The sequence below is a fragment of the Bacillus sp. AFS023182 genome (genome assembly GCF_002560575.1).
GTDB lineage: Bacteria > Bacillota > Bacilli > Bacillales > Bacillaceae_G > Bacillus_A > Bacillus_A arachidis.
This window is the reverse complement of the sequence record NZ_NTRO01000022.1, coordinates 178649-195834: the sequence shown is the minus strand read 5'-3', so window position 1 is coordinate 195834 and position 17186 is coordinate 178649. Positions and strand designations below refer to the sequence as shown.

Here is a 17186-nt window from a genome sequence, read left to right as displayed (position 1 = left end):
AAGCTTGCGTTTTTTATGTCATGGCAAATTTCAGTGCGGCATAAATTAACATACGCCTTATAAAACAAATATAATACGATCATAGTATATTATATAAAAGATACTTCTTTTACTTCATCACCACTCTTTGCCTCATTCTCTACCCACTTAATATACGAAGTACAATGAAGATTCCCCCTAATTTACATATTCCCAAACATATTGTAGTATGGATCGAAAATTAAATAAGAGAAGGAAAAACGAATCCTTTCACGAATTTACCCTATGAATGTAACCATAGGGGGGATAACATGTACCAAACAATTGAAGGCTTTTTAAAAACATGGAAATATGAGGCTGATTCTACACAAAAGGTATTGGATGCATTAACTGATGAATCTTTAGCACAAGAGATTGCACCTGGGCATTGGACTTTAGGTAGAGTTGCTTGGCATATCGTCACTGCGATTCCAGTCATGCTATCAGGAACAGGCTTACAATTTGAGGGAGAAGCAAATGATTATCCTATACCGACTTCCGCGAAGGCAATTTCGGAAGGTTACCGTAAAGTAAACACGGCTTTTGTAGAGGCAATCCAAACAGAGTGGACTGATAAAGATTTAACAACAATTAATGATTTCTTTGGGCGTCCAATGCCAAACTCTATTTTTTTGATGACTCTCATTAATCATCAAAATCACCACCGCGGTCAAATGACTGTTTTAATGCGCCAAGCTGGATTAAAAGTCCCAGGTATTTATGGGCCAGCTAAAGAGGAATGGGCCGCTGCAGGAATGGAAACTCCCAAAATGTAATGACATAAAAAGACAAGGTGGCTGAGCACCTTGTCTTTTTATGTCACTTGTTTCATGTGAAACTTTATAGTGCATCTTCGTTCTCAATATTTCTAATTCCATAATAAGCAATCACAATGCCAATAGCCGCAAGCGCGAATTGAAGCGGGAGAAAGGTTGCTAATGAGAACTCCGGCTGATTTTGACATGCAATCATCACAACAATTAAGGACGACACAATCGTTGTTGGAACAGAATATTTGCGCATACCGAAATATAATGGAATTAAACCTGCTCCTGCAGCTGCAACAGCAAAAGGAATTGCTTTTATACTTTCTTGAATTAACTCACCTATCGTTATTGTATTCGGAATAACTAGCATAAAACTATTTAATGTAAAGAAGACACTTACTATAAAAATGTTAGATAGTAAGACTGTTATGAATGTTAATATTGCGGTAATTAATAACTTACTTGCAATGATTTTTTTTCGACTAATCGGATACGAAAACATGAGCAATATTGTTTTATTTTTATATTCTTCAATTACTAATTTTGCAATTAGTACTCCTGCAAAGACAATAAATGTTCCTCTCACCATTACACTCGCCATTAAAAGAATACCTTGAGGATTTCCTAATTCTACATCCCCTTCAATTTGTGACACATAGCTTACAAAAAACAACATCGCAACCATCACTACATTTGCAATAATTGCACCTTTCATATACCACCCAAGCTTACATTTCTTCATTTCTAGCTTTATAAGTTGCAGCATGTTATCCCCCCTAGTTCATATGTTATAGTGAATAAATCCTCCTGTTCGATTTTATTGTTCATTAACTGGTAATACTTTACGATAACTTCTAGATAGAAAGTTCAAATAAATACGGAGATACTTCCAACTAAAATAGGCGATACTTCCCACGATTCCACCTATAATCAGAGCCCAAACCATACTCCACTCCTGAGGGATTGATAAACCAGGTCCAATATCCATTTGTACCCATGTAGCTCCAAAAGAACGAATAATACCTGCAATCAATATAAGTACAGTACAAAAACCGAAACCGTACGCAATCGTTGCCAAAACTGGAACAACAATAACGCTTAATAGTCCCGTCGTACAGTAAAAAAACAGCATAGAAAATATGTCACTGATGGAACGAGTTGATTTTTTTCGCATGATATATTCACCTCTTCTGATTATTATTTGATATATATAGTGCCTTTTTCGCTTAAAAGCTCCGCCTTATTTGATGCATCACCGATTACACCTTCTTTTGTTTTTTCCGTATTCGTTCTTTTCTTAAATCCATTTAAACTCACTACTATATCGGATGAGTTTCTGTTAGCAGCAAGCTGGAATGAAGTTGGAGCTTCTTTATAAGACACACCAATATCTCCTGATTTTGTTTCTACAAGTAATGACTTTCCTTCAAGATTGTATCTGTATTTAAGCCACATCCATTTTATTCACTTTATGATAAGACAGATAACCAATTGTAAGACCTAGTAGACAAAGTGCAATCGGTACTACAATGAAGTCAAACAAACTAATCTGTCCTTCCCCATTAGTAACAGTTGAGTTAATCAATAATCCAATTACTATAGACGAGGTGATCGTTGTAGGAGTTGACTTTTTCCTCATGCCAAAATATAAAGGAACTAAACTAATTCCAGCCATCATAAATGCAGTAAGAAAAGTAGCTGGAATGGTAGCAATAATTTGTGCCATAGTAACAGGTGTTTCAAAAAAAACTATAATTGGGTTTAAAAAGAAAATTAATATATTGATGATACACGTAGAAAGAATTATGGTAAAAAAACAAAATCCAAAGGTAATCGCTAACTTAGCTTGCATTATTTTTTTTCGCTCTAATGGATAGCTAAACAATAATTGCATCGTTTTACTTTTGTATTCATCAATTACTAAACGCGATAAAATGACAGCTGAAAAAATCATAAATGTTGTTCTAATAAAAATATTTGTTAAAGACATAAATCCCGCATAATCTGAAAACATTTGCTCACCCTCAGCTTTAGAACCCCATGCCATAAGAGCAGTAGCAACGAAAATTGATACAATACAAATTGCGATTCCTTTAAGATAACGAGATAAGAGATGTTTTTTCCATTCTAGTTTCATAAGTTTAAGCATGGATTCCCTCTCCATTCACAAGATTTAAGAAATACTCTTCTAATGAACTATGCTTTTTGTTTATGCTTTCAATTTCCACATCATTCACGATCAATGTTTTCGAAATTGCCTGCTGCATTTCTGTCATTTCATACACGCGAATAATACTCTCACTCATAATCTTGTAGTTTGTTATGCTGAGTTTATTTTCTAAAACATAAGCCGCTCGTTTCACATCTTGAACGTGAATTTCAATATACTCCGTTTGTTTACCATTAATACTTTTCATTGAAACTTCTTTTATCAATTTTCCATTTTGAATTACGCCAATCGTATCCGCCATTTGCTCCATTTCTCCTAAAATATGGCTAGAGATTAACAAGGTAATTCCATATTCTTTGCAAAGCATTTTAAATAAGTCGCGCAATTCTCTAATACCGATTGGATCTAGGCCGTTAATTGGCTCATCTAAAATTAATAGCTCTGGCTTTGTCAGAATCGCTCTGGCAATTCCTAATCTTTGTTTCATCCCCAGTGAAAAATCTTTTACTTTTTTATTCTCCACGTTGTGTAAATTAACAAGGTTTAATGCGTGCTCAATTCCCTTCTTATCGTAGTAACCCATATATTCGCAATGAAGATATAAATTTTCCTGAGCTGTTAATTTTTCATAGAAAATAGGATATTCAATAATCGTCCCCATTCGTTTTAACACTTCATAAGAAGTATCTGTTAATTTCTCACCAAAAATTTCAATATCTCCGCTCGTCGGTTTTATTAAATTAGTAATCATTTTCATAATCGTTGTTTTACCAGCACCATTCGGTCCTAAAAAACCGTAGATTTCTCCTTTTTTCACATGCATATTAACCCCTGAAATTACTTCTTTTCCTTGAAATACTTTTGTTAGCCTATTTGTTTTTAATATATATGACATATCATTTTCCCCTTTCGCCACATCTTTATATGTATATCATAGTCAATGAAAGTCTCTTTTTTCTTACCCATTCCTTACAAATTCCTTAAGTCAAAAAAGCTTGTAGAATTCTCTTTTCTACAAGCTAAAATTCGATCTTTTTCAGCACAATTGTAAATACTGTTTTCTCATATGGCTTACTGGAAAGATGAATTTCGCCGCCTAACGATTCTACAAGTCGCTTTGTGATGGTGAGTCCAAGACCGCTCCCTTGATATAATCGATTCCTTGAATCTTCTAGCGTATACATACGTTCAAATACTTTATCAATATGAGATTCATCAATTCCTTTCCCGCGGTCCCATACTTCAACATACACGCACCTATCATCTTCTCTTAATGTAATACCAAGCGTTTTTCCGTCATATCCATACGCAATCGCATTAGATATTAAATTATTTAACACTCGGCCTAATACTTCAGCATTTCCAAGTGCATACACATTCTTCTCTGGTATATCAATCCGTACCTCAAACCCTTTCGTCGTTACTAAATCATAAAAGGATAAAATTTTCTCTCGGCACACTTCATTCATATTCACCTTTGTCATTTCGATTGCTTTATCACCAGATTCCAACTTTGCTAAATCAAAAAACTTATGAATAAGTTCCATTACTTCTAGCGTTTTCAAATGCACTTTTTCTAGCAAAACTTGTCGTTCTTCTTCGTTCATCTTTTTATCTACATTTAACATTTCTGTATATCCAAGAATAACAGTAAGCGGCGTTTTTAAATCATGTGAAATGTTAGATAACATCTTTCTCATTGAAATTTCAACCTTCGCATGATCTGCATTCGTTTTCTGTTTCGCATCTAACAAATAATTAATTGCTACTAATAATTTTTGTAATTCTTGATCATCCGTCATAACCAATAACTTTTCACCTGTTTGTTGCTTTACAATATCCTGTAACTTTTCATATGTATAGTGTACATTTGCACTCTTACTTTTCCCAATTCTATATTGAAAATAAATAACGCCCAATAATACACAGATAACAATCATTAAAAGAGCTGTCATACTACATCACTTCCAGCTTATAGCCAATGCCCCATAGTGTTTTAATATATTCCGGATTAGATGGATCATCTTCAATCTTTTCACGTAAACGTCGCATATGAACATTAATCACATTATCATCACCATAATATTCTTCATTCCAAATCAGATTATAAATTTGTGCTTTTGTAAATACACGCTTTTGATTCTTTACAAATAGTTTTAAAATCTCAAACTCTTTCAAAGTAAGTTTTAGTTGTTTTTCTTTTTTTTGCACAGTGAAGTTGATCGGATCAATTTTCAAATCACCAATCTCAATCATTTCTTCCTTCTGCTCCGTGGCTGAATACTTTGTCGATCTTCTAATGCCTGCCTTTACCCGGGCTGCCAATTCAATCATAGAGAACGGCTTACAAATGTAGTCATCTGCTCCAAGACCTAAACCGATCGCCTTGTCTACATCCGTATCCTTCGCAGACATCATTAGAATGGGAACAGCACTTTTTTCTCGAATGATTCTCACAACCTCTAAACCGTCTAACTTTGGCATCATGATATCGAGAATGATTAAATCAAATGAGCCTTTTAGAAACGCGAGAACTCCTTCTTCTCCATCGGATGCGATTGTTATTTGAAAGCCCTCTTTTAATAAATATGTTTCAACCATCTCTTGAATGGAAATGTCATCTTCTACTAATAAAATATGATTTGACATGCTTCTATCCCCTTTTTACAAACATTAACAATTCAATTGTAACTGAAGTCAATAAAGGTGAAAAGAATTATATGAAAATTCAATCTGACTTCATTTCTTTTCACAACAATGTTATGATGAAATTCACTACTATTGTTTATAATTAACTTAATATAAAGGAGACTTACCATGTCAGAAAATAAAAAAGTAAGCTTAGCTGATTTAATGCGCGAACAACTTGCAAAGAAAAAGCAAGGGAATGGAAATGGCGCAAATGCGAAAAACCAAAATCAAGCAACAAAAAAATTACAAAACCAGCAAACAAAAAAGCCAAATAACCAACGTAGACGTACAGGTGTGTAAATGAACGGACAAAAACGATCTAATATTTCACCAGGCCTTGAAGTTGATATTGTGTTAAAGCAAGATCAACGAACTGGGAAGCTAACAAGAGGAATTGTCAAAGATATTTTAACGAATTCACCATCTCATCCACACGGCATTAAAGTACGATTGCAAGATGGACAGGTTGGCAGAGTGCAAAATATTATTTAATAAAAAAAATGAGCTCATGTAAAATTGAGCTCATTTTTCTTTGCACTAACCTTTAATTTTTTCGATAAAAACTACTTTTAAGTAATTACCTTCTTTAAATTGATCAATCGTACGGAAATCTTCTGGCAAGGAATGTTCTTCTAATATTTTATATTTACCATTCATTTCTTTAAAGGCTGTGTCGATAAAGCCTTTAAACTTTTTCATATCGAACGTACTACAATTTGTGGAAGCAACGATAATACCGTTATTTTCTGTAATGGTGATTGTTTCTTTTAATAGGTTTTTGTAATCTTTCGCTGCACTAAATGTATACTTTTTAGAGCGTGCAAAGCTTGGTGGATCTAGCACAACCATGTCAAACTTCATTTGTTTCTTCGCTGCGTATTTAAAGTAATGGAATACATCCTCTACGATAATATCTTGCGCTTCATAGTCAATGCCATTTACGCTAAATTGCTCAATTGTTTTACTTAAGCTACGATTCGCAAGGTCAACGCTTGTTGTTTTTGTCGCTCCGCCAAGTGCTGCGAATACAGAAAACGCTCCTGTATAAGAGAACATATTTAATACTGTTTTTCCTTTTGCATATGTGTCACGAATTTGTTTTCGAACGTTGCGCTGATCTAAAAATACACCTACCATTGCTCCGTCATTTAAATACACCGCAAAGTTTACACCGTTCTCTTTTACGATGATTGGGAACTCACCTCGTTCTCCAGCAACAAAATCATCGTCTTCAATATATTTTCCTTTTGTATCAAAGCGCTTCTTCTGATAGATTCCTTTGAAGTTTGCTACTTTCTGAAGAGCTCCAACGATTTCGTTTTTAAAGGAATAAACCCCTTCGCTATACCAGCTGATTACATAATAACCATCGTAATAATCAATGATTAAACCGCCAAGACCATCACCTTCACCGTTTACAACACGAAATGCTGTTGTATCATTCGATTTGTAAAAACCTTTTCTCTTATGTAACGCTGATTTGATTTTTCTTTCAAAGAAAGCTTGGTCAATGTGCTCTTGCTCTTTTCTTGTTAAAATCCAGCCATATCCTTTATTTTGCTTTCCATAATATCCTTTACCAAGAAATTGGTTCTGCTCATCAACAATTTTGATGATAGTTCCCTCTTCTCGTATATCATTTAAGTTTTGAATTGCATCTTTTAAAATAAGCGGGTAGCCACTTTTAATTTCTTTTATAAATTTCGGTTTTATCTTTACAATTACTTCTGATCGCATGTAATGTCTTCCTTTCCATTTGAATGCTTTCTACCTATTAGGAAGCATTTAAAAAACGAGACGGAAAAAACAGCCTCGTTTCACTATACCATATTATTGCTTTGCGAGTACAACCAACTCGTTACCAAAGACAACCGTTATATATTTATAAGATGTAAAAGATAAGACTCTTATCTAGAGATCAGTCTTAGAGCAATGTCCAACAGAAAAAAACTGTACATAAACAAGAATAAATAAGAATTTTCATTCCTCTCAAAAACCCAATAATGAATTTTTAATATTGTGGTTTTTCACGAAACCATAATGTAGCAATCCATTTTTCTCCTTCATGTACTGCGCAACCTTCATGCAATGAAAGTGGATGCGGTTCATCTGTCCCTCTTTTACAATTTTCAAAAACTAATAATTTCCCTTCACTTGGAGTAACTGTAAGATTCAGAGAGGGAAAAAAAGTTTCTCCACCTGCATCAACTGTATTCAAATAAAGAATAGCTGTATAAAGTCGTTGTCCCCCTTGTTTAACTTGGTTCCTCCCACCTTCGTGCCAGGTACCATAACAATCAATATGGGCATCAAATTTCCCTCCAACTTCATATCTCGCTGCCTGTAATGGCTCAGCGTGATTAAGCGGCAAGGGCATAGCAGTAGCAATAAGTTCAGATACTTTACTAACAAGCCCATGTGAATAGTGTGGAAGCCAAGTAAAATCTGATTTCCTTTCCCCTGTATGTCCATAGGCTTGTGCGGGTTGGATGTGCTTTTTAGATAGCTCGATTAACTCTTGGCATTCTGCTGGTGTAATTATTTGTTCATACTGGGCTACAAAAGGCTCATCATGGAGAACAATTGGCGTTTTATTCATAAGGTATAATCCTCCTCAAACTTTATTGAACGACAGTAGTATATTATGTGGGTGAAACTGGATAGGTGTTACGAACAAGGGGTAATAAAATGGAAGTCTTTTTTAGATTAAAAATCCCTTCATCAATAAACAATAGATTTAGATAAATTTCCCAATATATTAATTTCTACAAAAAAGACTTTCTTTCAAAGAAAGTCTCTTTTCCTCATTTTTCTACGACAACTTCCCGCTTCTGAAAAATAGAAATAATATATCCAACAAACATACCGATGATTCCTGGTAAGAGCCAACCGATTCCTACATTGTAAAATGGAATCTTTTCTAACATAGGCGATAATGCTGCAATTTGAATCTGAGCATTATTTAAACCATCGAAGAAACTAACAACAAATGCCCCTACAATTCCACCCACATACATTGCTAGCGGGATACGCATGTAATTTTCAATTAGTGATAATACGATTAATACGATACCAATTGGATAGATTGCGATTAAGATTGGTAACGCTAATGCATTTAGCTGTGTTAAACCAAGGTTTGCTACCATAAATGCTAACATGCAGAAGATGAAAACAACTTTTTGATACGACAGCTTTGGTAGTAATGCTGAGAAAAACTCTCCGCAAGCTGCAACGATTCCAACCGAAGTTGTTAAACATGCCGCTGCAATCGCTACACCCAGTAGAAGAGTGCCATAACTACCAAATAAATGATGCACAACATTTGTTAAAATAACACCACCGTTTTCTCCCATTCCAAGCGATACACTAGAAGCCCCAAGATAAGCAAGCGCTAGGTAAACAATAAGTAAACCAAATGCTGCAATCATCCCCGCAAAAATTGTCACTTTCGCAATACTTTTCTTATTGGTAATTCCTTTTCCTTTTAAAGCATTAACAACTACATTTCCGAAGACAAGTGCTGCTAATCCGTCTAATGTTAAGTATCCATCAATAAATCCTTTGAAAAGCGGATCCTTATATGCTTCTGTCGGTGCTCCAAACTCACCCATCGGTGTAATCAATGCTTTGATGACAATAATTGCAATAACCGCTAATAAAATTGGTGTTAATACTTTCCCAATACGTCCTACTAATTTCGAAGGATTTAACGCTAAATAGAAAGTAACTGCAAAGAAAATAAATGTAAAGATAACAAGTGGATATGCCTGACTGACTACGGAACTTGATAAAAATGGAGTAACCGCCATTTCATAAGCAACAGTTCCTGTACGCGGTACACTTACAAACACACCTAAACATAAATAAATCGCAACTGTGAAAACAAGTGCAAACAACGGATGCACACGACCTGCGAGTTTATTAATATCTCCTTTTAAAGCAATGACAATGACTCCTAGTAAAGGAAGCCCTACACCTGTAATAACAAAACCAAATAAAGCCACCCATACATCTGTTCCAGCACCTTGTCCTAACGCTGGTGGAAAAATCATATTCCCCGCACCGAAGAATAGTGCAAATAACATTAAACTTATTGCAAACATCTCAGATAACTTTAAAGATGATTTCATTTTTCTCTACCTCCTAAAAAATAATAAAAGACTAAATATTCAGAAATAAAAAACCGCTATATTTCCGCTTTCAATCCAAATTCCTTTATAAAAGAACGCAAAAAACACCCGTCCCTAACAAAGGGACGAGTGTTGAAATCGTGGTTCCACCCTTATTCTAATAAAATGAATGTATAACAAAATAAACTCATTTTATAGCTCGTGTAAATTAATAACGGTTTTATCCGCCAAGAATTACAATGCATGATGCAGTTCACTCTTGAAGTTTAGAGGTGGTAAGTGTATCTTTTCGTATTAGGAAGCTCACAGCCTAAGGCTTCCCTCTCTGAGAATCGTAAAAAATAACTCATGTCCTCATCATTACTTTTCAAAATATATTGTCGAATCTTGTTGTTTTTTATTATATGGGCTATTTTCAAAAAAAACAATAGTTTTATTTTTTCTAACAAAAAATAAAACTGAGAAACAGCTATAGCTGCTTCAATAATTGTTGTAACTCTTGCTCTGTGACATTTCGCCACTTTCCAGCTTCTAATCCAGCAAGCTTAATATTCATAATTCGTACCCGTTGTAGCTTCGTTACTGTATATCCAAACACACGGCTCATTCGGCGAATTTGTCTATTCATTCCTTGCGTTAAAACAATTCGAAATGTCGAGTGATCTACCCTGGTTACTTTACATGGTTTTGTCATTCCATCTTTAATTTTCACACCACGGCTCATTCCATCAATAAACCAATCTGTAAATGGCTTATCAACCGTTACAATATATTCTTTTTCATGCTCATGATCTCCGTGTAAAATTTGATTGGCAATCGCTCCATCGTTTGTTAGCAAAATCAATCCTTCCGACGCTTTATCTAAGCGACCAACTGGAAAAATTCTCTCTGGATGATTGATGTACTCAATGATATTTCCTTCAATATGTTCCGCAGCAGTACAAGTGATCCCTACTGGTTTATGAAAGGCAATATAGATTTTTTCTTTATCTTCTTTCTCGATTGTTTTACCATCAATCGTTACAATATCGTTCACCGTAACAATCGCACCGTGCGTACAAACCTCACCGTTAATTGCCACGCGGTCCGCTTTAATGAGGCGGTCTGTTTCTCGCCTTGAGCAGGATAATACTTCGCTTATAAATTGGTTAATTTTCATGTCGTATTCCTTTTTTCTTATAGATTATCCGAAAAGAAAAAACGTCAATCTCAGGCGTTAACTTATGCCGAGATTGACGCTTCCTTACTTCGCAAAAAACACTAAATAAATAACTCCAATCACCAAAAACATGCCGCAACAAGCTAACAATACTTTTGCAAGTTTGTCCATAAACATAATGGTTTACCCCTTTTGCCTGGTTTTGTGCTTATTTTAATTCGACAACTGTTACGCCGAGGCCTCCCTCGCCCATATCACCATAGCGGAAGTTTTTCACACCACGATGTTTTTTCAAGTAATCTTGTACACCTTGACGAAGTGCTCCTGTTCCTTTTCCGTGAATGATGGATACGCGTGGATAGTTTGCAAGCTGTGCATCGTCTAAATATTTTTCTACACGTATCATTGCATTTTCAAAACGTTCACCGCGAAGATCAAGTTCTAAGGAAACTTGATAGTCTCTTCCCTTAACAGTCGCGACTGCCTTTTTCTCAACAGGTTGTGGCGTATTAATATACTCCATATTAGATTCTTTCACTTTCATCTTCAGAATACCAATTTGAACGTTCCACTCCGTATCACTTACTTTTTTCAGCAATTGTCCTTTTTGCCCGAACGTTAATACTTTTACTTCATCGCCTGCTCGTAATTGTTGTTTTGGCGCAGTGTTTTTCACTTTTACTTTTTGTTTTTTCACAAGCTCTGGCGCTGCACCTTCTAGGCGACTTTTCGCTTCGATAAGCTCATGATCTTTCACGTTTGCAAGCTGTGCTTTACGCAGTTGACGAAGTTCACGAATGATGCCTTCTGCTTCTTTTTTCGCAGCTTCTACTTTTTCTTCGCCCTCTTTTTGTGCCTTTAATAATCTTTCATCACGCTCATCGTTAAATTCAATAATTTGACGTTGCAATTCACGATGAAGTTTTTCAGATTGTTTACGATGCTCTTCTGCTTCGGTCCATTCGCGCTCTGCATTTTTTTGACTTTCTTCTAGCTTCGCAATCATATTTTCGATTTTATTTGTATCGGTGCTAATATGATTACGAGCACGATCAATTACTCGATCAGATAAACCAAGACGTTTTGAAATTTCAAAAGCGTTACTGCGTCCTGGTACACCAATTAATAACTTATAAGTTGGGCTTAGTGTGTTTACATCAAACTCCACACTCGCATTAATAACTTGTTCACGGTTGTAACCATATGCTTTTAGCTCCGGATAATGCGTCGTTGCGACAACGCGTGCTCCGCGGTTATATACCTCATCTAAAATAGAAATCGCAAGTGCTGCTCCTTCTTGTGGGTCTGTTCCAGCACCTAATTCATCAAATAATACTAAGCTTTCAAAATCAGCTTTTTCTAATATATCTACAATGTTCACCATATGAGAGGAGAACGTACTTAAACTTTGTTCAATCGATTGTTCATCACCAATATCAGCAAAGATATTTTTAAACACACAAATCTCTGATTCGTCTAATACTGGAATATGAAGACCAGATTGCGCCATTAATACACAAATGCCGACTGTTTTTAATGTAACTGTCTTACCACCTGTATTCGGACCTGTAATAACGATTGTTGTGAAGTCTTTACCAAGCATGATATCATTCGGCACAATGATTTTTGGATCGATAAGTGGATGACGGGCTTGTCGTAAATCCATATAACGCTCATTATTTACAATTGGTTTTGTTGCTTTAATACGCTTTGCATAAAAAGCTTTTGCAAAAATGAAATCAAGATTTGCAATAACCTCTACATTTGCTAACACAATATCAGCTTCGACTGCTACTTCTTCTGTTAACATCATTAAGATGCGTTCTACTTCTTGTTTTTCTTTCACTTTTGCTTCTTGCAATGCGTTATTTAGTTCCACAATGACTTGCGGCTCAATAAATAACGTTTGTCCTGATGCAGATTGATCATGAACAATACCACCATATACACCGCGGTATTCTTGCTTCACAGGAATTACATAGCGATCATTACGAATTGTAACGATTGCATCTGATAACATCTTTTGGGCATTTGAAGAGCGCGTCATATTTTCAAGTTTCTCACGAATACGGCTTTCTGCAGTGCGGATTTGGTTACGAATGCCGCGCAGTTTATCACTCGCGCTATCGACTACTTCTCCTCCATCCCCAATGCAGTTTGTGATCTTCTTTTCTAAATCATATACAGACACAATTTGCGCAACATGTGTTTCTAAAATTGGAAGCTCTACACCATTATCGATCATATCTTCAATAAACCGCTTCATTTGGCGGCTACCATACATCGTGCTTGCGATATCGAGCAGTTCATGTGGGCTTAGCATACTTCCAATTTTCGCACGTTTTACATTCGGACGAATATCAAAAATTCCGCCAAGCGGTACATGCCCTTTTAAGCGAATGACTTTTGCTGCCTCATCTGTTGTTTCTTGCATTTCTACAATTTCTTCAAAATCTGTACTTGGCACGAGGCTCTTCACTTTATCACGACCAAGTGAAGAAGCAACATGCTCAAGTAATTGTTCTTTTACTTTGTTATATTCTAATACACGCAACGTTCGTTCTAACATAAGTTGCACGTCCCCCTTGTGTTACTTATTCCGTTTAATATAATCTAATAAACGTTCAATATCCCATGTGTTAATCACGGTATCTTTCTGAATCCACCCTTTACGAGCTGCCGCTACACCGGTTTCCATATCTTCTAACATTTCAAGTGTATGCGCATCAGTATTGATCGCTACTTTTACGCCCGCATCTTGTGCTTGCTTTAATAGTTTCGCACTTAAATCTAAGCGGTTCGGATTCGCGTTTAATTCTAAAATTGTATCTGTTTCTTTTGCGAGTTCAATCAGTAAATCTGTATCTACATCGTACCCTTCGCGGCGTCCAAGAAGACGACCTGTTGGGTGGGCAATCATCGTAACATGTTTATTTTCAATTGCTGTACGCAAGCGTTTCATAATTGTTTCACGGTCTTGTGAGAAGCTAGAATGGATTGCACCAATGACATAATCAAGCTCCGCTAATACTTCATCATCAAAATCGAGCGTTGCATCTGGTAAAATATCCATTTCGATTCCGCGTAAAATTGTAATATCTGAGTATTTTTCGTTAATACGTTCAATCTCTTTTCCTTGTTCACGAAGACGCTCTTTCGTTAAACCGTTCGCTACTTTCAAGTATTGGGAATGATCCGTAATTGCCATAAATTTATACCCACGCCCGCGGCATGCTTGTACCATTTCTTCAATTGAAAAAGCACCGTCACTCCATGTTGTATGCATATGTAAATCACCTTGTATATCAGAGAACTGAATTAAATTTGGATATTCTTTAATCAACTCAAGCTCTTTTCCATCTTCACGTACTTCTGGTGGAATAAATGGTAGACCAAAATGAGCAAAGAATGCTTCTTCTGTTTCAAACGTCTTCACTTCACCTGTCTCTAAATTTTCCACACCGTACTCACTAATCTTTTCACCTTTATCTTTTGCAATTTGGCGCATTCTTACGTTATGATCTTTTGAACCTGTGAAATGATGAAGCGTTGTAATAAATTCTTCAGGTTTTACAAGACGGAAATCAATTGAAATATCATATTCATATTGAAGACGAACGGATACTTTTGTATCACCGCTCGCAATGACTTCAATCATATTATCAAATTGCAGTAAATGTTCACGTACTGCTACTGGATTTTCCGTTGCGATAATAAAATCTAAATCTTTTACCGTTTCGCGAACGCGGCGCAGGCTACCAGCGCGAGAGAATCGAACAATTTCCTGGACATTCGACAATTTCTTCTCTATTTCCCCGGCAATAGGTAAGACCATCGCAATCGGTAATCGCTCTGGACGAGAGCCTACTTGAGCGATTGCTTCTAATATTTTCTCTTCTGTTTTCTTACCGAATCCCGCAAGTGCCTGTACTTTATTTTCTTCACAAGCCTTTTGCAAAGTTTCCATATCAATAACGCCAAGCTCTTTGTACAACTTCGCTACTTTTTTACCACCAAGCCCTGGTAATTTTAATAACGGTAATAGACTGCTTGGCACTTCCTTTTCAAGCTCCTCTAATACTTCTGAAGTTCCAGCTTCAATATATTCTTGAATGACCGCTGCTGTTCCTTTTCCAATACCCGGAATCTTTGTGAAATCTTCAATTTCAGAAAGACTACGATCATCGCTTTCTAATGCTGCTGCGGCTTTACGAAATGCAGATATTTTAAATGGATTTTCGCCCTTAAGCTCCATAAAAAGGCCGATTGTCTCCAATAATTTAATCACTTGTTTTTTATTTACTTTCATTCTTTCCCCGCCTTTCTTTCATAGAAAAAAAACTTCTCTTTCCGAAAAAAGAGAAGTTATACTCTGCTACCTGGCTGCCATAGTTCCTTCACCTTTTCAGAAAGAATCGGTGTATCGTCTACAATTATTTTGCTAATTGATGATTTTTGCAGTGGCGTTTGTACCTGTTCAATCGGAAGAATAGTTCCAATAATAATTAAGACAAACAGAATAATATACACTTCTAAGAAACCAAGAAGTGCTCCAGCAAACGCATTTACCTGTTTTATAACTGGGATTTCTGTAAACATATTCAGCAAATTCCCAAGCAATGAAAGCGCGATTTTTGTAATAATAAATAATACAATGAACGCAATTGCTTGATAGAATACTGCTTCGATATTATTTGCATCAATCCATTCTGGCACAGATACGTTCTGATCGAATGGATACGGAATAAATTTCTCAAGTACTGGCGCTAAATCTTTGCAGTACCAGTATGCAACAAGGTATGCGATAATAAAGCTTGTTAACTTTACAAGTTGTAGGACAAACCCTCTTCTTAAGCCGAGGAAAAATCCCATAACAAGCAGTAATATGATAATAATATCAATCATGTTATTCCATTCCTTTTTTTGTCATACTTTCTTTTAGTTTCTCATGTTCTTCTTTTAATTTTATATAATCGTGTATGACGTTTACCGCCGTCAATACCGCTAGTCTACTCGTATCAAGCGAAGGATTCTTGGCATTGAGTTCGCGCATTTTATCATCCACAATCGCTGCTACCATGCGGATATGACTTGTACTTTCATCGCCAACAACTGAATATTGCTGACCATAGATTTCTACATTAATTCGACTTTTATTTCCCTTTTGTTGTGACAACTCACCGGCCTCCAATCACGTACAGAATCCTAAAGTTTATCATACCATGAACCATCATAATATGGAAACAGAAAGAACAATCCGATATGATAAAAATAACAATATTGAAAAAGGAGCGACTACTTTGTCAAATTCTATCGTAATCCAAACAAATCCTGCAATAATTGAGGATATGAAACAACAATATAAACAAGCAATTGCCCCAAAAGTTCCGCAAGGTGGTATCTTTATGGCGAAAGTTCCATCTTGTACAATTACGGCCTATAAATCAGGCAAAGTAATGTTTCAAGGTACTCGTGCAGAGGAAGAAGCTGCACGTTGGCAAAATGTTTCTCAAGTGCCGAAATCTTCTGGTAAAAAAACTACAAATTCGCACCGCTATGCCCCGCCCGCTTCCATTGGAACAATGTCTATAGCTGGATCTGATGAAGTGGGTACTGGAGATTACTTCGGACCGATGACAGTTGTTGCTGTATATGTAGACGCAAAGCAAATTCCATTATTGAAAGAACTTGGTGTAAAAGACTCTAAAAACTTAAATGATGCGCAAATTGCCGAAATTGCAAAACAGTTACTTAACGTTGTTCCTTATAGTTCTCTCGTTTTGCATAATGAAAAATATAACGAACTATTCGAAAAAGGAAACAATCAGGGGAAACTAAAAGCGCTCTTACACAATAAGGCTCTTACAAATTTACTAGCAAAGATTGCACCTACAAAACCAGAAGGCATCTTAATTGACCAATTCACGCAGCCTGATACATATTACAAATACTTAGCAAAACAAAAAGAAGTACAGCGTGAAAACGTGTATTTCGCAACTAAAGGTGAAAGTGTTCATTTAGCAGTTGCAGCAGCCTCTATTTTAGCTCGCTACTCATTCGTAAAGCAGTTTGATGAGCTCAGCAAAAAAGCCGGTATGCCACTTCCAAAAGGAGCGGGTAAGCAAGTTGATATCGCTGCAGTTAAATTAATTCAAAAGCTAGGAAAAGAACGGCTTCCTGAGTTTGTGAAACTTCACTTTGCAAATACAGAAAAAGCATTTCGTTTATTGAAAAAATAGCTATTTTTCAGT

18 protein-coding genes, 1 pseudogene and 1 other annotated feature are annotated in these 17186 nt (G+C 36.0%); of the genes and pseudogenes, 4 read left to right on the top strand and 15 right to left on the bottom strand.

Annotation, left to right across the window (positions count from 1 at the left end; translation table 11 throughout):
• Nucleotides 1-290 precede the first annotated feature (290 nt).
• The gene (locus CN288_RS12065) at nt 291-794 is read left to right on the top strand and encodes a DinB family protein (RefSeq protein WP_026593586.1); all 504 of its coding nucleotides are present in this window, start codon (nt 291-293) and stop codon (nt 792-794) included.
• Nucleotides 795-858: 64 nt separating this feature from the next.
• On the opposite strand, the gene CN288_RS12060 is transcribed toward CN288_RS12065, so the two are convergent.
• The 7 genes and pseudogenes from CN288_RS12060 to CN288_RS12030 all read right to left on the bottom strand — a co-directional run bounded on the left by CN288_RS12060 (nt 859) and on the right by CN288_RS12030 (nt 5604).
• Complete coding sequence (locus tag CN288_RS12060) at nt 859-1551, bottom strand: ABC transporter permease (protein WP_026593587.1); 693 nt, start codon at nt 1549-1551, stop codon at nt 859-861.
• Nucleotides 1552-1602: 51 nt separating this feature from the next.
• The gene (locus tag CN288_RS12055; protein ID WP_098302316.1) at nt 1603-1959 is read right to left on the bottom strand and encodes a hypothetical protein; all 357 of its coding nucleotides are present in this window, start codon (nt 1957-1959) and stop codon (nt 1603-1605) included.
• A gap of 23 nt (nt 1960-1982) precedes the next feature.
• Nucleotides 1983-2213, bottom strand: a pseudogene (locus tag CN288_RS12050) (DUF4097 family beta strand repeat-containing protein); the annotation flags it as partial.
• Between the two features lie 16 nt (nt 2214-2229).
• Nucleotides 2230-2934 (bottom strand): ABC-2 transporter permease, encoded by a 705-nt coding sequence (locus CN288_RS12045; RefSeq protein ID WP_098302315.1) that lies wholly within the window; start codon nt 2932-2934, stop codon nt 2230-2232.
• Nucleotides 2927-3850 carry an ABC transporter ATP-binding protein gene (locus CN288_RS12040; protein ID WP_026593591.1) on the bottom strand — a complete coding sequence of 308 codons (924 nt, stop codon included), beginning with the start codon at nt 3848-3850 and terminating at the stop codon, nt 2927-2929. The genes CN288_RS12045 and CN288_RS12040 overlap by 8 nt, the downstream gene beginning before the upstream one ends.
• Nucleotides 3851-3974: 124 nt before the next feature.
• Nucleotides 3975-4910: a sensor histidine kinase gene (locus CN288_RS12035; RefSeq protein WP_090687786.1), complete on the bottom strand. Its 936-nt coding sequence runs from the start codon at nt 4908-4910 to the stop codon at nt 3975-3977.
• A 1-nt stretch (nt 4911) separates the two neighbouring features.
• Nucleotides 4912-5604, bottom strand: coding sequence for a response regulator transcription factor (locus tag CN288_RS12030; RefSeq protein WP_026593593.1), 693 nt, complete (start codon nt 5602-5604; stop codon nt 4912-4914).
• A 168-nt stretch (nt 5605-5772) separates the two neighbouring features.
• Between CN288_RS12030 and CN288_RS28750 the strand changes: the two genes are divergently transcribed.
• Nucleotides 5773-5946, top strand: a complete 174-nt coding sequence (locus CN288_RS28750; protein ID WP_090687793.1) for a hypothetical protein — start codon at nt 5773-5775, stop codon at nt 5944-5946.
• On the top strand, nt 5947-6138 hold the full coding sequence (locus tag CN288_RS12020; RefSeq protein WP_026593594.1) for a YwbE family protein: 192 nt from the start codon (nt 5947-5949) through the stop codon (nt 6136-6138).
• Nucleotides 6139-6183: 45 nt separating this feature from the next.
• Here CN288_RS12020 and CN288_RS12015 read toward each other — a convergent pair whose 3' ends face one another.
• From CN288_RS12015 to zapA, 8 genes are all read right to left on the bottom strand, one after another.
• The gene (locus CN288_RS12015) at nt 6184-7383 is read right to left on the bottom strand and encodes a class I SAM-dependent rRNA methyltransferase (protein WP_026593595.1); all 1200 of its coding nucleotides are present in this window, start codon (nt 7381-7383) and stop codon (nt 6184-6186) included.
• Between the two features lie 274 nt (nt 7384-7657).
• A complete protein-coding gene (locus CN288_RS12010) occupies nt 7658-8245 on the bottom strand; it encodes a prolyl hydroxylase family protein (protein WP_026593596.1) in 588 nt (195 codons plus the stop codon).
• 205 nt (nt 8246-8450) lie between these two features.
• Nucleotides 8451-9776 (bottom strand): branched-chain amino acid transport system II carrier protein BrnQ6, encoded by a 1326-nt coding sequence (gene brnQ6, locus CN288_RS12005; RefSeq protein ID WP_026593597.1) that lies wholly within the window; start codon nt 9774-9776, stop codon nt 8451-8453.
• A gap of 118 nt (nt 9777-9894) precedes the next feature.
• Nucleotides 9895-10146, bottom strand: a binding site (T-box leader).
• A 99-nt stretch (nt 10147-10245) separates the two neighbouring features.
• Nucleotides 10246-10935: a 23S rRNA pseudouridine(2604) synthase RluF gene (locus CN288_RS12000; RefSeq protein WP_026593598.1), complete on the bottom strand. Its 690-nt coding sequence runs from the start codon at nt 10933-10935 to the stop codon at nt 10246-10248.
• A 208-nt stretch (nt 10936-11143) separates the two neighbouring features.
• The gene (locus CN288_RS11990) at nt 11144-13504 is read right to left on the bottom strand and encodes an endonuclease MutS2 (protein ID WP_026593599.1); all 2361 of its coding nucleotides are present in this window, start codon (nt 13502-13504) and stop codon (nt 11144-11146) included.
• 21 nt (nt 13505-13525) lie between these two features.
• The gene (gene polX, locus CN288_RS11985; RefSeq protein WP_026593600.1) at nt 13526-15244 is read right to left on the bottom strand and encodes a DNA polymerase/3'-5' exonuclease PolX; all 1719 of its coding nucleotides are present in this window, start codon (nt 15242-15244) and stop codon (nt 13526-13528) included.
• Between the two features lie 56 nt (nt 15245-15300).
• Nucleotides 15301-15840, bottom strand: a complete 540-nt coding sequence (locus tag CN288_RS11980) for a CvpA family protein (RefSeq protein WP_026593601.1) — start codon at nt 15838-15840, stop codon at nt 15301-15303.
• Nucleotide 15841: 1 nt separating this feature from the next.
• Nucleotides 15842-16111, bottom strand: a complete 270-nt coding sequence (gene zapA / locus CN288_RS11975; protein ID WP_000082703.1) for a cell division protein ZapA — start codon at nt 16109-16111, stop codon at nt 15842-15844.
• 124 nt (nt 16112-16235) lie between these two features.
• On the opposite strand from zapA, the gene rnhC reads away from it, so the two are divergent.
• Complete coding sequence (gene rnhC / locus CN288_RS11970) at nt 16236-17174, top strand: ribonuclease HIII (RefSeq protein WP_098302314.1); 939 nt, start codon at nt 16236-16238, stop codon at nt 17172-17174.
• Nucleotides 17175-17186 lie beyond the last annotated feature (12 nt).